This is a genomic window from bacterium (genome assembly GCA_013360195.1).
GTDB lineage: Bacteria > Electryoneota > RPQS01 > RPQS01 > RPQS01 > JABWCQ01.
In genome coordinates this window covers 239,889-254,746 of the sequence record JABWCQ010000002.1, presented here as the reverse complement: position 1 = coordinate 254,746, position 14,858 = coordinate 239,889, and the positions used below count along the sequence as shown (strand labels likewise).

13 protein-coding genes and 1 pseudogene are annotated in these 14,858 nt (G+C 49.8%); all 14 read left to right on the top strand.

From position 1 onward, the window contains the following. The first annotated feature begins 28 nt into the window (after positions 1-28). The 14 genes and pseudogenes from HUU59_02415 (at position 29) to lepB (ending at position 14,858) form a co-directional block, all read left to right on the top strand. On the top strand, positions 29-376 hold the full coding sequence (locus HUU59_02415) for an acyl-CoA thioesterase (GenBank protein ID NUO18284.1): 348 nt from the start codon (positions 29-31) through the stop codon (positions 374-376). After that, on the top strand, positions 373-1,350 hold the full coding sequence (locus HUU59_02410) for an NAD-dependent epimerase/dehydratase family protein (GenBank protein NUO18283.1): 978 nt from the start codon (positions 373-375) through the stop codon (positions 1,348-1,350). Before HUU59_02415 ends, HUU59_02410 begins: the two co-directional genes overlap by 4 nt. Before the next feature lie 139 nt (positions 1,351-1,489). After that, on the top strand, positions 1,490-4,417 hold the full coding sequence (locus HUU59_02405) for a DEAD/DEAH box helicase (GenBank protein NUO18282.1): 2,928 nt from the start codon (positions 1,490-1,492) through the stop codon (positions 4,415-4,417). Next, positions 4,414-5,925, top strand: coding sequence for an acetyl-CoA carboxylase biotin carboxylase subunit (locus HUU59_02400; protein NUO18281.1), 1,512 nt, complete (start codon positions 4,414-4,416; stop codon positions 5,923-5,925). The genes HUU59_02405 and HUU59_02400 overlap by 4 nt, the downstream gene beginning before the upstream one ends. A 4-nt stretch (positions 5,926-5,929) precedes the next feature. Next, positions 5,930-6,430, top strand: a complete 501-nt coding sequence (locus HUU59_02395; GenBank protein ID NUO18280.1) for an acetyl-CoA carboxylase biotin carboxyl carrier protein subunit — start codon at positions 5,930-5,932, stop codon at positions 6,428-6,430. A 15-nt stretch (positions 6,431-6,445) separates the two neighbouring features. Next, positions 6,446-8,077: a methylmalonyl-CoA mutase gene (locus HUU59_02390; protein NUO18279.1), complete on the top strand. Its 1,632-nt coding sequence runs from the start codon at positions 6,446-6,448 to the stop codon at positions 8,075-8,077. After that, positions 8,074-8,853 carry a biotin--[acetyl-CoA-carboxylase] ligase gene (locus HUU59_02385; GenBank protein NUO18278.1) on the top strand — a complete coding sequence of 260 codons (780 nt, stop codon included), beginning with the start codon at positions 8,074-8,076 and terminating at the stop codon, positions 8,851-8,853. Before HUU59_02390 ends, HUU59_02385 begins: the two co-directional genes overlap by 4 nt. Then, complete coding sequence (locus HUU59_02380; GenBank protein ID NUO18277.1) at positions 8,850-9,617, top strand: type III pantothenate kinase; 768 nt, start codon at positions 8,850-8,852, stop codon at positions 9,615-9,617. Before HUU59_02385 ends, HUU59_02380 begins: the two co-directional genes overlap by 4 nt. Then, positions 9,608-11,074, top strand: coding sequence for an N-acetylmuramoyl-L-alanine amidase (locus HUU59_02375; protein NUO18276.1), 1,467 nt, complete (start codon positions 9,608-9,610; stop codon positions 11,072-11,074). Before HUU59_02380 ends, HUU59_02375 begins: the two co-directional genes overlap by 10 nt. 32 nt (positions 11,075-11,106) lie before the next feature. Continuing rightward, on the top strand, positions 11,107-11,553 hold the full coding sequence (gene greA, locus HUU59_02370; protein NUO18275.1) for a transcription elongation factor GreA: 447 nt from the start codon (positions 11,107-11,109) through the stop codon (positions 11,551-11,553). Between the two features lie 20 nt (positions 11,554-11,573). Further along, positions 11,574-11,768, top strand: a pseudogene (locus tag HUU59_02365) (PspC domain-containing protein). A 108-nt stretch (positions 11,769-11,876) separates the two neighbouring features. After that, a complete protein-coding gene (locus HUU59_02360) occupies positions 11,877-12,242 on the top strand; it encodes a PspC domain-containing protein (GenBank protein ID NUO18274.1) in 366 nt (121 codons plus the stop codon). Between the two features lie 8 nt (positions 12,243-12,250). After that, positions 12,251-14,044, top strand: a complete 1,794-nt coding sequence (lepA, locus tag HUU59_02355) for an elongation factor 4 (protein ID NUO18273.1) — start codon at positions 12,251-12,253, stop codon at positions 14,042-14,044. A gap of 61 nt (positions 14,045-14,105) precedes the next feature. Beyond that, the gene (gene lepB / locus HUU59_02350; GenBank protein NUO18272.1) at positions 14,106-14,858 is read left to right on the top strand and encodes a signal peptidase I; all 753 of its coding nucleotides are present in this window, start codon (positions 14,106-14,108) and stop codon (positions 14,856-14,858) included.

Here is a 14,858-nt window from a genome sequence, read left to right as displayed (position 1 = left end):
TCGTGTTAGATATGCGGAGACCGATGCAATGGGCTGGGTCTATTACGCATGTTACTTGCATTACTTTGAAGTTGCACGTTCTGACTTGATTCGGTCACTTTGGAAATCGTATCGCAGCATTGAGGAAGAAGATGATTTACGTCTCCCCGTCATTGAAGCGAAGTGCAGATACGTTAGTGGCGCTCGATATGAAGACGAACTTGATATCTATACTGTCCTGTTGCTTGAGGGGATAAAGCTTCATTTTCAGTATGAAGTTCGGGATGCGACGTCTGATGCGTTGATTGCAGAAGGATCGACTGTACACTGCTTCGTTGATTCGAAGGGTCGGCCAAAGCGGCCGCCCGATTCGTTTAAGCAGTTCTATCAATCATGAGCGTCCGCATACTTGTCACAGGTTCAACGGGTTTTGTGGGGAGTCATCTTGCCGAAAGTCTGTTGGCAGATGGTTGCATTGTCAGATTGCTTGTTAGAGATCCTCGCAAACTGAGATGGTTTGACAGGAATAAGTATGAAATTATTGTGGGTGATTTGACTGATTCCGCAGTGCTAAGTAGTGCCGTTGAGTCTGTCGATATCGTAATCCACTGTGCGGGAGTTACAAAAGCAGTTGATATCGGAGAATACTACCGGATAAACAAAGATGCCACTCAGCTCCTTGCGGAAGTGAGCGAGCAACAAGGTGTCAATCGCTTTGTTTATTGTTCGACGCTCGCAGTATGTGGTCCTTCAAAGAATGTTCCGCATAGGGAAGAGGATGAAGTTTCACCCATCACCAACTATGGCAGAAGCAAGTTTGAGGGGGAGCTTGCATTAAAACGCGTCCTGAGAAATACGTCATGGCAGATCCTCCGTCCGCCAGCCGTCATGGGCCCGCGTGATGAACAGTTTGTACCATTGTTCAAAATGATGTGGCGATGGAGAGTCTTTACCGATGTTGGCGGGCATCCGCGCAAATACAGCATGATTGGCGTTCATGATTTAGTACGCGCATTGAAGTTGTCAGCATTCTCGCCTGTTACAAACGACACATTTTTTGTAGGAATGTCATTGCCATATGAGTGGAGGGACGTCGCCCATGCTTTCAGCAATGTTTGTGGTCGTAGGCCACGTAGAGTTGTTGTACCTGCTTTTGTATCTCGGATAATCGGAGTTTTCGGTGACTATTCTATGAGAATTAGTCGCAAACCCGTGCTATTGAATTCTGAGAAGGTGAAGGAGATACTTGCCGAGAGCTGGATGTGCAGTGTTAGCAAGGCTGAGTCGGTACTTGGCTTTCAGTGCAAGGATGACTTGGAGTCAGTCGTTCGCAAAACCTTCGAATTTTATCGTCAACGAAACTGGATATGACCACAGGCGATGGGGAAGAAGCAGAAAAAAGTGAAAAGGCGAATACCATTGCCACTGAAGCCTCCGAAAATAGAGGATAACCCCAAGGCATACACGCGCCGGCCTAAGCACCGCGGCAATTGGCTATATGGAGACGATCGTGAATCTGAACGGTCTGGCGAAGGCGATAAATAGTGATCCACTCCTCGGCAATTCTCTGATCTATCGAGGAACTCTTGCCGGCCGGGAAGCTTCATTCGATTACACTCACTACGAATTGCCTTCATCAATCCGCACGGCTCTAAGTGTTCAGGGTATTCAAAGGCTATATAGTCACCAGTATGAGGCTCTTCATCGACTCCGTAATGGCGAAAACATCGTTGTCGTAACGCCCACGGCAAGTGGCAAGTCGCTAAGCTACGTTTTACCTTTGCTTGAACGGATTGAGCGAGAACCAGAAACAACTGGACTTCTGCTCTTTCCACTAAAGGCTCTCGAGCAAGATCAGTCAGCGAAACTTGACGTTTGGCAACAGCTGCTGAAGAATGATCTGATCTTCTCCAAGGCCATCTTTGATGGAGATACTCCTTCGGCGATTCGGCAGAAAATCAAGAAGAGTCCGCCTAATTTGCTAATCAGCAATCCGGACATGCTTCACATGGGTATCCTGGCCTATCATCAGGGATGGGAGAAACTCTTCAGGCGTCTTAGGTTCATCGTTCTCGACGAGCTTCATGCCTACCGCGGCGTCTTCGGTTCGCATATTCTTCAAGTATTCAAACGCCTGAAGCGCCTGCTGCATTACTATGGCAGCAGGCCGCAATTTGTCTGCCTGTCCGCAACCATTTCGAATCCCGCAGAGTTCGCATCGGGGCTGATTGGAGAGAGAGTCTCAGTCATTAAGGAATCTGGTGCTCCAGTCCCTGAACGCGATTTCATGGTATTGAATGCGCCTGAAATGTCGTTATCAGGCACCGTTACACGGGCAATGACTCATGCCCTTGATCTTGGGTACAAGACAATTGTCTTTACGAAGAGCAGAGTAGCGACCGAGATCATCTACCGTTCAATAAAAGAGTCCCGGCCGGATCTTGCGTCGAGAATTAGCTCGTATAGGGCTGGGTTTCTGCCTGAAGAGCGCCGCGAAATTGAGCATGATTTGTCTTCCGGAAAACTGCAGGGTGTTGTAAGCACTAGCGCGCTTGAACTTGGCATTGATATAGGGGGCCTGGATGTTTGCATTCTTGCGGGTTTTCCCGGGAGCATGATGTCCTTGTGGCAAAGGGCTGGACGAGTTGGCCGACGGGGTTCGCCAAGCGGAATCATTCTAGTAACTGGTGCTGATCAATTGGATCAGTACTTCGCGCGAAATGTTGATTCACTCCTGAGCCGTCCGTTAGAACGAGCGCTTGTGAATGCCAGGAATGATCACATCTTGAAGCAACACTTGCCTGCCGCTGCAGCCGAAGTTCCTCTCATGTATGACGACCCATACATTAATGTTGCCGAACATGCTGAGACAATCGCCGATCTGGAAAGAAAGCGGATGTTGCTTAGGAGTGCATCCGGAAAACAATGGTTTCCCGGCAGACCGAGACCGCATGCATACGTGAATTTGAGGAACGTGGGTGGGGTATTCGACATTATCGATGAATCTCGGAATGACAAGAAGGCTATTGGTTCGCTCGCTGGCAATTCCGTATTTCGTGAATGTCATGATGGTGCTGTTTACTTACATCGCGGTGAACCTTATCTGGTAGAGAAACTTGATCTGCGCCGGAAGTCTGTGCATGTTCGCCCGTTTGACGATAGAGTGTACACGATGGTACGTTCACAGAAGGAAACAGAAATCCTTGATGTGCGTGATACTCGAATTGCAGGTTCATTTGTCACCCGATTAGGGTTGCTAAAGGTTACTGAATATTTTGTCGGCTACGAGAGACGACATCTTTATTCGCAAGAGTTATTGAGCGTTGAGCCATTGGAACTACCGCCACAGAGCTTCAATACTCTTGGTTGTTGGATCGAATTGCCGGCAGGATTGAAAGCCATGCTTGATGAAGAAGACTTCCATTTCATGGGTTCAATTCATGCAATTGAACACGCAGCAATATCTTTGACTCCTCTGCTTGCGCTTTGTGATCGAAATGATCTAGGAGGCATCAGCTTCACACGCCACCCGCAGCTTTCTAATGGGGCGATCTTCTTTTATGACGGTTATCCTGGCGGTGTCGGCATCGCTGAATGTATTTACACTTCGATGGAGGATTTGCTTCAACGTACTCGAGATCTGATTGCGTCGTGTGTGTGCGATGAGGGGTGCCCTTCGTGTATTCAGTCACCGAAGTGCGGATCTGGAAATAGACCTCTGGATAAGTCTGGTTCTGTGTTCACTCTTGATGTTCTTGGTTCTTTGGTTGCAGAGACTGTGGTTCCATGCCAGATTGTGCAAACTTCTGAAAAAGTTTCGGAAGTAGTGGAAAGTGTGTACCAAGCTCAAGTTCTGCCGGCTGATAAGAGAGTGCTGGTCTTTGACTTGGAAACACAGCTTGCTGCGGACGAAGTCGGCGGCTGGAATGAGGCTCGCCAAATGAGGGTCGCCGTTGCCGCGGTCTGGGATAGTATTGAAGATAAAGTGCTAACTTATGATGAATCCACCGTTGACAGTTTGTTAGAGCACATGAAGTTAGCAGACCTGATTTGCGGGTTCAATGTTCGGAGTTTTGATCTGGAAGTCCTGCGCGGGTATACGTTCGAGAACCTTCAATCGCTTCCTGTGCTCGACTTAATAGATGAAGTTGTCGCAAATCGCGGAGGTCGACTGAAATTGGATACGATTGCAAAAGCGACTCTTGGAGTCGGTAAGAGCGCGGACGGTCTGCAGTCACTCCAATGGTTTCGTGATGGGCGAATTGATTTGGTGCGGGAATATTGCATAAAGGATGTGGAGATTACTCGCGACGTTCTTACTTTTGCGTTGTTAAATGGTTTTATTTTGTATGAGGACAAATCGGGTGCGCACGTGAAGTTGCCTCTATGTATTGACCTGGAGCGCTACTTTAAGAAACGTAGCCGTGTATTACAATGAAGTCAGTGTTGATTGCAAATCGTGGCGAAATCGCAGTACGGATTGCGCGTACTTGCCGCGAAATGGGCATCAGGACCATAGCTGTGTATTCTGATGTTGACAAAAATAGTCTGCATGTCACTGAAGCTGATTCTGCATATTCACTTGGTGGAGCTACACCGGCCGAAAGTTATCTAAGTCAAGAGAAGTTAATTGGAATTGCAGAGCATTGTGGAGCGGAAGCAATTCATCCTGGATACGGCTTTCTCTCTGAAAACGCAGCATTTGCCGATCGTGTTGTCAAGGCCGGACTGATTTGGATTGGCCCCCCGGCATCTGCTATACAGGCAATGGGCTCAAAGACCGAGGCGAGAGCTTTGATGATATCGGCCAATGTTCCGGTCGTGCCGGGTACGCAGACAGCAGTGGAGACTGCTGACGAAGCTCTTGGTTTTGCGCGAGAATTCGGTTACCCCGTGCTATTGAAGGCTGCCGCTGGAGGAGGCGGAAAAGGAATGAGAGTGGTCCGTGAGGAGCAGGACCTTGAAACCGCGCTGGCTGCCGCTCAGCGCGAGGCTCTTTCAGCCTTCGGGAACGGTTCAGTGTATGTGGAGAAATATTTGGAGCGGCCAAAGCACATTGAAGTTCAGATCTTCGCGGACTCATACGGCAATGCAGTTTATCTCGGTGAACGGGAGTGCTCGTTGCAGCGTCGTCACCAAAAGATAATCGAAGAGGCTCCTTCTGCAGCAGTATCACCATCACTGCGCATGAAGATTGGGGAGACTGCCGTCATGGCTGCCAAGGCATGTGGCTATGTGAACGCTGGTACATGCGAATTCTTGCTCGATCGAAACGGGGAGTATTACTTTCTCGAGATGAATACGCGTTTGCAAGTGGAGCATGCCGTTACTGAGATGGTAACGGGAATTGACTTGGTCAGATTGCAGATTGAGACGGCACGTGGGCAGAAACTGCCATACACTCAAAGTGAAGTGAGTCTCCGTGGCCATGCTATTGAAGTCAGAATTTACGCTGAGGATGTGCTGGCTGGTTTTCTACCGTCCACCGGTACACTTGAAGTCTGGAGACCGCCGTCAGGACCAGGACTTCGCGAGGATAGCGCGATGTATGAAGGAGCAGAGATCAGCAGACACTATGACCCAATGATTTCAAAGCTCATTGCATATGGTGAAACGCGGGAAGCCGCAATCCAGAGAATGCGCCGCGCTCTCAACGAGTATTTCATTGCGGGAGTTATGAATAATGTGGGCTTTTGTAATTTTGTGCTGCAAAGAGAAGAGTTCAGAACGGCTGCGTTTGACACGGGCTCGGTTGAAAGAGAGTTTCTTCCCGATTATCGCGAGTATACTCGTGAAACCGTCGACTTGCCGGATTGGTTGCCTGCCGCGATTGCACTGGCAAATAAGGCCTATCGAACCGAAGCAGCGCATCCTTACGCTGTGAAATCAATTGAAGCACGCAATGACTGGAAATTCACAGGTCGCAAGCGTGCACTGCGGAGTTGACGTTATGTATGATAGGACAACAATTCACATTGGCGATGCAAAGTTTGACGTTAGGCGATCAGATACTGATTTGTTTGTGAATGACACAAGGATTGACTTTCCGGAGTTTTCCCTGGAGAAACGACTAGTTACAGTGCGACTCTCAGATCGCGTTGTGCGATTTGCCGTCAATCGAAATGGCGATGATTTGTGGTTAATAATGAGTGGCAGGGTTTTACCTCTGTCAATCGAAACCGAAAGAGACAGATTGCTCAAAGTTGCGGCACAAGCGACCACTGGTGAAGGCGGAAGCATAATCGTGAAAGCTGCCATGCCGGGTCTGGTTGTGAGAACTGTAGCGCACGTAGGTCAGCAGGTTAAGCGGGGCGAGACCATACTGATTCTGGAAGCAATGAAAATGGAGAATGAGGTTCGTGCACCGGCGGATGGAATGGTTAGTGATATACATGTCAAGGAACGAGACTCTGTCGAAAAAGGTGCTCATCTTGTCAATCTCAAATTGTAGCGTATTCGCCCACAAATGAGTTCGCGTGATCAATGGCTGGCTGCGCTCGAAAAGCTGATCTCAAGCCAAAAGGAGCGCCGAAACCGTTTTGAGACTGAGAGTCACCTTGAAGTTGCGCCATTGTACGGTCCTTCCGGTGATTTGAGTGCAGATCCAAATATCGGTTTTCCGGGCTTTTTTCCGTTCACGCGCGGAGTTCAGCCCAACATGTATCGCGGCCGCTTCTGGACGATGCGGCAATACGCCGGTTTCGGGACGGCGGAAGAGTCGAACACCAGATACAAGTATTTGCTAAGTCAGGGAACGACCGGCCTCTCGGTCGCTTTTGACTTGCCGACTCAAGTTGGATACGACAGCGATGCACCCGAAGCGGTGGGCGAGGTGGGACGCGTTGGTGTTGCAATTTCAAGTATTGATGACATGACTGTGCTGTTTGACGATATTCCGCTTGACAAAGTCAGCACGTCGATGACTATCAATGCGACTGCGGCTGTACTGATGGCACTTTACATTGCAGTCGCGCGTTCAAGAAATTTATCGGAAAGGGACCTTGAAGGTACGGTCCAAAACGACATTCTAAAGGAATTCATTGCCCGGGGAACCTATATTTATCCTCCCCGCGAGTCTCTGAGGTTGGTGACAGACATCATTGACTACTGCCGTGTGAATATGCCCAAGTGGAATACGATTTCCATATCGGGTTATCACATTCGCGAAGCGGGCTCGACCGCCGTGCAGGAACTTGCGTTCACGTTTTCGAATGCGATGGCTTATGTGCAGTCTGCGATTGACCGTGGGATGAATGTAGATAGTTTCGCTCCGAGACTTGCGTTCTTTTGGGGTTGCCACAACAATTTCTTTGAGGAAATTGCAAAATTTCGCGCCGCGCGCCGCATCTGGGCGAAACTGATGCGTGAAAAGTTCGGAGCCCAGAATGATCGATCGTGGATGCTTCGCTTTCATACGCAGACTGCTGGTTGCACTTTAACTGCACAGCAGCCGGACAACAATGCAGTGCGCGTCACGCTTCAGGCGCTGGCAGCGGTTCTGGGGGGGACACAAAGCTTGCATACAAATGCCCTGGATGAAGCGCTTGGGTTACCTACTGAACGGACGGCACAACTAGCGCTTCGAACTCAACAGATTATCGCACACGAAAGTGGAGTTGCCGATACCGTGGATCCCGTGGGTGGAAGTTACTTTGTCGAAGATCTCACAAATCGTATCGAGATTGCAGTCTGGAAAGAGATGGAGCACATTGAAAAGCTGGGTGGTGCTGTAAGTGCGATTGAAAAGCGCTATTTCCAGGACTCGATATCAACGGAAGCTTATAGGTATCAGCGTGAAATTGAGGAAGCGCAACGTGTAATTGTTGGCGTAAATCGATTTCAGACTGGTGACGCTGCTGAGCAGCTTGTGCTGAACGTGGACGCATCGATCGAACAGAAGCAGCGTGACAGACTTGCTAATCTTCGCAGAGCACGGAACAATTCAAAGGTCTCGAGCGCACTCGATCAACTCGTCTCGGCGGCGAAAGGCGATTCTAATCTGATGCCACATTTGATTGGCGCAGTGCAGCAGAAGGCCACCTTAGGCGAGATTTCGAATTGCCTGCGGCAGACTTGGGGAGTTTATTCGGAAAAGTGAGAGCCTGGGACGAGAAGCAGCTGCATTGGCATCTTACGACAAGGCGATTTGGTAGGCAGTTCGTTTATTTGGACGAAGTGGATTCCACCAATCGCTTCTTGAAGGAGAACCCTGAGATTTTTACACTATCGGGTGGTGTTCTTATTGCGGGTCACCAGTCAGCTGGACGAGGCCGGCAGTCCAGATTGTGGTCGGATTGTGCGGATTCTTCTTTGCTGTTTTCACTTGCCCTTCGACTTCACGGTCAGAGTGACAGCAAGGGAATGTTGTCTTTGTTGCCTGCAATTGCACTCGGACGCACGATTCGCAATCATGATACAGGCGCCGATGTTGAGCTCAAGTGGCCTAATGACGTCTTGCTAAGCCATCGAAAAGTCGCAGGTATACTCGCTGAGTCGAGTTCAACGGAAAGCGGTGAGACTATTGTGATTGGCGTTGGCATTAATGTCAACTCTATTCCGTCGATCGAGTTCGCTTGGCCGGCTATTTCGCTTTGGCAAGGATCTGCATGGCATCCGAGCAGAGAAGTGCTGCTTGCTGAACTGCTTAATGCGTGGGAGCCGCTGTTTGACGCGTATATGGATGGTGCGTTTGATTCAATTCGCGAATCGTGGGAAGAATTGGGGCCTCGGTACGGTTCGAGGATGCGACGCGTCGAATTCAACAGTGTGTCTGAAGGAGAGTTTGTCGGCCTTGGCTTGAATGGGCAACTTCTGCTGCGGCTATCGTCAGGCGAAATCCAGGAAGTTTTTAGCGGAGACATTCAGCTTCAATGAGCGCATTCGTTGCAATTGATATCGGGAACACACATACGACTATCGGATGGTGGGACGAGGACCGATGGAAACATGAGTGGCGCTTGACCACAAAGGCTGTGCGGACACGAGACGAATGGACTGTGATTCTTGATGGTATTCTCCGGCGAGGTGGTTTTCCGGATTCCCGGATACAGATGATTGCAATTTCGTCGGTTGTTCCGGCGATGACCGGACATTTAAGCTTTGCTTCTGAGCAGCTCGGTTTGCCGACTCGCGTAATCGGAATTGATGATGTGAAGAGTCTGAATATTGCTTATGAACCGGCAAGTGCAGTAGGCCCGGACAGGCTCTGTGGTGTTGCTGCAGCTATTCACGACTATGGTGTTCCAGTCATTGTTGTTGATTTAGGTACTGCGACCGTTATAGATGTTGTCAACGAATCGCGGACGTACCTTGGTGGAATCATCGCCCCTGGGGTTGCAACTGCCGCCGAAAGCCTTCACCAGTCCACCGCACTACTACCAAAAGCCGAACTTGCTTTTCCACCTCAAGTTGTTGGAAGAAATACTATTGAGGCCATTCAAAGCGGCATTCTGAATGGCGCAATCGCCATGATAGATGGATTGGTGTTACGAATTCACCAGGAATACGGACCTGCAACTGTAGTTGCGACTGGTGGTTTTGCCAAACTGTTGGAGGGACAGAGCGCTACTATCAACCACGTCAATTCAAGGCTTGTGTTGGACGGTATTAGAGTCTTGGCAACCGGCGTATGGTCCTGACCCACACTCTTGCGGCATTTCTGATCTTTGCAACCGGATATGGTGCAGAAATCCTGTTGATCTATCCCAGACTTGAATCAGGCCAGGACACTTTTCGTTACCCGGCAAACTTGGATTCGACCTTCGTCTTCGGTCATATCGCTCCCAGTGAACCTGGAAGTCAGCTGGATTTTAATGGCATTCCAGTCGATTTGACGGAGGATGGGGCATTTTTGGCGTACCTGCCGCTCTTTTGGCAGGCAGAAACTTTAGGCTGGCATGCGAGTCTAACTGATAGGGGACAAAGAACTTCGACGCTTTTCTTTCCTTTTGCCGCCCAGGCTGAACCCGAGCCAGTTGACTGGACAGCCCTTGAACAGGCCGCCGCGTTTCGGGTCGGGGTATCTAACGCTCACACGAGAACAGCTGTGGGTGGAAGCTACTATTTCTTTCCCGACTCGGGCACAATGTTGGCAGTTAACAAGGTGTCGCCCAATTGGCTCGAGTTTGAAGCAGGTCCTGGTCTCGCAGGTGTAATTGAGCGACGATATGCGGACAGTGTTGGTATGTGGCAAAACTGGACTGCAAACTTCATTAAAAACGGCGAAGTGTCAGTTCAGCAGGATACGATACGGATTCTGTTCGAGACGGACTGGGCTTTTCTGACAGAATGCAGAACCGATCCCGCTGGACGGAGATTTACGATAGGGATTCCGGGAGCTGTATGTGCAATTGACCGAGTGCATTATGTCGGCCCGGCGAGAGAATTTGTCGAAGACATCTCATGGCGCCAGCATTCGTGGGGAACTGAGCTCGACATCAATCTTGCGATGCAGATTACTCACGGATATTCACTTACTGCATCCGCAACGGCACTGCGTCTGGATATATATGCCAAGTCAGTCGAGGCAAAGTCCTTACGCGGGAAGAAGATAGTACTTGACCCCGGGCATGGCGGGACAGCAGACGGCGCAATAGGACCTCGAGGGTTTAAGGAAAAGGACGTTGTTCTGGTTTGGTCGGAGATTCTTGAACAGCAGCTTCGGAAAGCGGGTGCGGATGTCTTTCGAACCAGGACACAGGATGTGGCCATCGGCTTGCATGATCGTGTCCAGATGGCACGTTGGCAGAATTGCGACGCTTTTCTGAGCTTGCATGGTAACGCGTTGCCGGACGGAGAAAATCCGTTTAGTCGCCGGGGTTGTGGCACGTACTATTACCAGACTTTGAGTCGTCCGCTTGCCGAGAGTATTCAGAGAGAGATTCTTCAGGCAACTTCTCTTGGCGATGATGGAGTTTTCGACGCGAATTTCGCCGTGGTTCGCCCCACGGACTTTCCCGCGGTGCTCATTGAGGCCGCGTACATGATGCATCCCGACGAAGAGCTGAAACTTGCTGATAAGGAGTTTCTGCATACGTTGTCCCGCGGAGTCGTTAACGGACTCCTCGACTATTTCAGAAATGCACCCGCGAGGTAAGTTTGGAGAAACAGTATATTTCTCGTGCCGGCATGGAAAAATTGCAGGCTGAACTAAATGAATGGAAATACGTTAAGCGGCCGGCAATGGTGAAACAGCTTCAGATTGCCCGTGAGCATGGCGATCTTTCTGAAAACGCCGAATACCATGCCGCGAAGGAAGATCTTGCCAGAATTGACGCGAAGATTCATCAGCTTGAAGCTATGATGCATTCGGCGGTAATGATTGATTCAAGCAAGATTGTCGCAGACCAGGTTCGTTTGCTGACTCGTGTCAAAGTTCTTGACAAGAAGAAGAAGTCAGAACGCGAATTCACAATTGTTTCGCCCGCCGAGGCCAACCCCGCAGAAGGCCGAATCAGCCACCAATCGCCCATTGGCCAAGGACTAATGGGTGGCAAGGTCGGTGATACTGTAGAAATTACAATTCCAGCTGGTGTCGTGGAATGGACAATTCTGGAAATCTTTCCGCTCGAATAGGCGGAGGAAAGGATGAAACCATGGAAACTACCGTCAGACGCCTGACTCGTTCAACCCGGGAAAGAATTTTTGCCGGTGTTTGCGGCGGAGCCGCTAACTATCTCGGCATCGACCCTGCCCTGGCACGAATTCTGTTTGTGGCTGTCACTTTGATTACAGGTGTTGGCCCGGGAATTCTCGTTTACATCGCGGCTTGGATTCTCGTCCCTGAGGATGACGGTTCAATGCATCGGGTAAATTCGGCAACAGTGTCCAAAAGTCGCCGTGTCATGGCGTTCATGCTTCTGGCTATTGGATTGCTCGGACTGGGAATTGCAACTCTCATGAACGATAACGGCGATAATGGTCTGGCATACGTTGGCCCCGTGCTCGTTATTATTCTCGCCGTTATTCTGCTTGCGCGCAAGTCAGATGCGGCAGTGAACAGTAATACATACTCAGTGGAAGGCGAGATCGTGAGTAATTCGAATTCACTAACAAAGCGCTTGAAGCGCTCGAGCAAGGACAAGAAGATTGGTGGTGTGTGCGGTGGTTTCGGCGAGTACTTCAATGTCGATCCAACGTTTGTGCGCGTATTGTGGATTTTGACTGTTCTGCTCGGTGGCACGGGTTTGCTTCTCTATTTGATTCTCTGGATTGTCATGCCGCTTGATGTCGATCCCGACCTCGTCTCCCGCAGTCAAACATAAGGAACTTCATGCGACCTGACGTTCGCAATTTCTGCATTATAGCTCATATCGATCACGGCAAGTCCACTCTCGCTGACAGACTGCTTGAGGAGACTCGCACCTTAGACCAGCGGCAGATGACGACGCAGGTGCTTGACAACATGGATCTTGAAAAGGAACGAGGGATCACGATCAAGATGCATCCCATTACAATGCTGTACAAGCACAGTAATGGGAACACATATACACTGAATCTCATTGATACACCGGGACACGTGGATTTCACGTATGAAGTTTCCCGAAGCTTAAAGGCCTGTGAGGGCGCAATTCTTGTTGTAGATGCCAGCCAGGGAATGGAGGCCCAGACCCTTTCAAACCTGTATCTTGCCCTCGACGCCGACCTCGAAATTCTCCCTGTCTTGAACAAGGTGGACCTGCCAGTAGCCCGACCTGATGAAATCGCCCATCAGGTCGGTGACTTATTAGGAATGGATCCCGATTCTATTCTCCGAGTAAGTGGCAAGACCGGCATCGGTGTTCCTGCATTGCTTGAAGCGATAGTCGATAGAATACCTCCCCCAAGAGGCAGCGCGGAATTGCCTTTGCGTGCGCTGATCTTTGATTCACAGTATGACATGTACCGCGGTGCAATCGGCCATGTTAGAGTTGTAGACGGTGTAATCAAGCCCGGTCAGAAAATCGTCTTTGGAGCAACTCAAAAAGAGTTTGACGTTCAGGAGGTCGGAGTCCTTCGACTTGCACAGATTCGGCGGGATGAACTGGTTGCTGGTGATGTCGGATATGTTGTTAGCGGCTGCAGGGATGTGCGCGATATTCGGGTTGGGGATACGATCTTTGATGCCGCTAATTTGGCTGCGGAGCCCCTTGCTGGCTATCGCGAAGTCAAACCGATGGTGTTCGCTGGCGTGTATCCTGCTGACACTAGCGACTACGAGTTGTTGCGGGATTCGCTTGCCAAGCTTAGCTTAAACGATAGCGCCTTGAATTACGAACCGGAGACTTCTGTTGCGCTCGGATTCGGTTTTCGAGTGGGCTTCCTTGGCCTGCTTCATTTTGAAGTGATTCAGGAGCGCCTCGAGCGTGAGTACAATTTGGATTTGGTGTGTACAGTACCTTCTGTCGAATACAGGGCTGTGATGACCGACCAGTCAGTCGTATTGGTTGAGAATCCGGTCAAAATGCCCTCTGCCGGTGACACCGAGTATATGGAGGAACCCTACGTGAGGGCCTCCATTATAACACCGGAAGAATACATCGGGGCTATCATGCAGCTCTGTATTGAAGCACGCGGAACATACATCAATACCGAATATCTGGACGGCACCCGTGTGAATCTGCATTACGAGTTGCCGCTCGCGGAGATAATCTTTGACTTCTATGATCGACTCAAAAGCATATCTCGCGGTTATGCCTCGTTTGACTACGAAATCATGGACTATCGACAGAGCGATTTGACCCGCCTGGATATTCTTGTCAATGGTGAAATAGTGGACGCATTATCTGTGATTGTGCATAAGGACAAGGCCTACGACTGGGGAAGGAGGGTCTGTGACAGATTGGTTGACCTGATTCCACGGCAAATGTTCGAAGTTGCGATTCAAGCTGCGATTGGATCCAAGATCATCGCGCGTTCCACTGTGCGTGCAATGAGAAAAAACGTTCTCGCAAAGTGCTATGGCGGCGATATCACACGCAAACGCAAACTGCTTGAAAAACAGAAGGCGGGCAAGAAGCGCATGAAGGCCGTTGGTAATGTCGAGATCCCGCAGGAAGCGTTCCTTGCCATTCTGAAAGCGGAATGAAACCTGTAAAGATGTCGCAGAGTATCAGGAACAGCAGAAGCTCACACTCCTAAGGAACAAAATGTCTGTCGTCAGTTCGGCAACGAGTTCGGAAAGTCTGATCCAGCACAAACGCAGCAAGAGCACCGTTCGGGAATGGACGGAGTTCTTTGTCACCCTGATTATCATGGTGTTTTTCATTCGGGTCACCACCGTCGAAGCTTTTAGAATTCCAACCGGTTCAATGGAAAATACTTTGTTGGTTGGCGACTTCCTGTTGGTGAACAAGTTCGTATATGGAATCAGGACGCCTGATTGGATTGGTATCCCGTTCACTGAAATCGGATTTAGCATTCCGTCAACGAGATTACCGGCACCCTCAGAGGTCAAACCAGGGGACATCGTTGTTTTCAAGTATCCGCTTGACCGAAATCTAAACTATATCAAACGATGTGTAGCCGGGCCGGGACAGACAGTAGAAATTAGAGACCGTCAAGTGTATGTTGACGGCAAAGTCTGGCCAAATCCGCCGGAATCCAAGTTCACCGGACCAGCACCTATTCGAGCGGGAATCGGTGAACCGGAAATTGTGAGAAGGTGGGGAGCATCGTGGAATCATGACAACTTCGGCCCCGTTACAGTTCCGGAAGGCCATTACTTCATGATGGGCGATAACCGGGACAATTCCGCCGATTCACGCTACTGGGGATTTCTGCCTGAATCGGACATAGTCGGGAAGGCTCTAATCATCTACTTCAGTTGGGACAAGAACCAGGGTCTATCGAAGATTTATAAGTCCATCCGCTTTAACAGAATTGGCGATTGGATAGTCTGA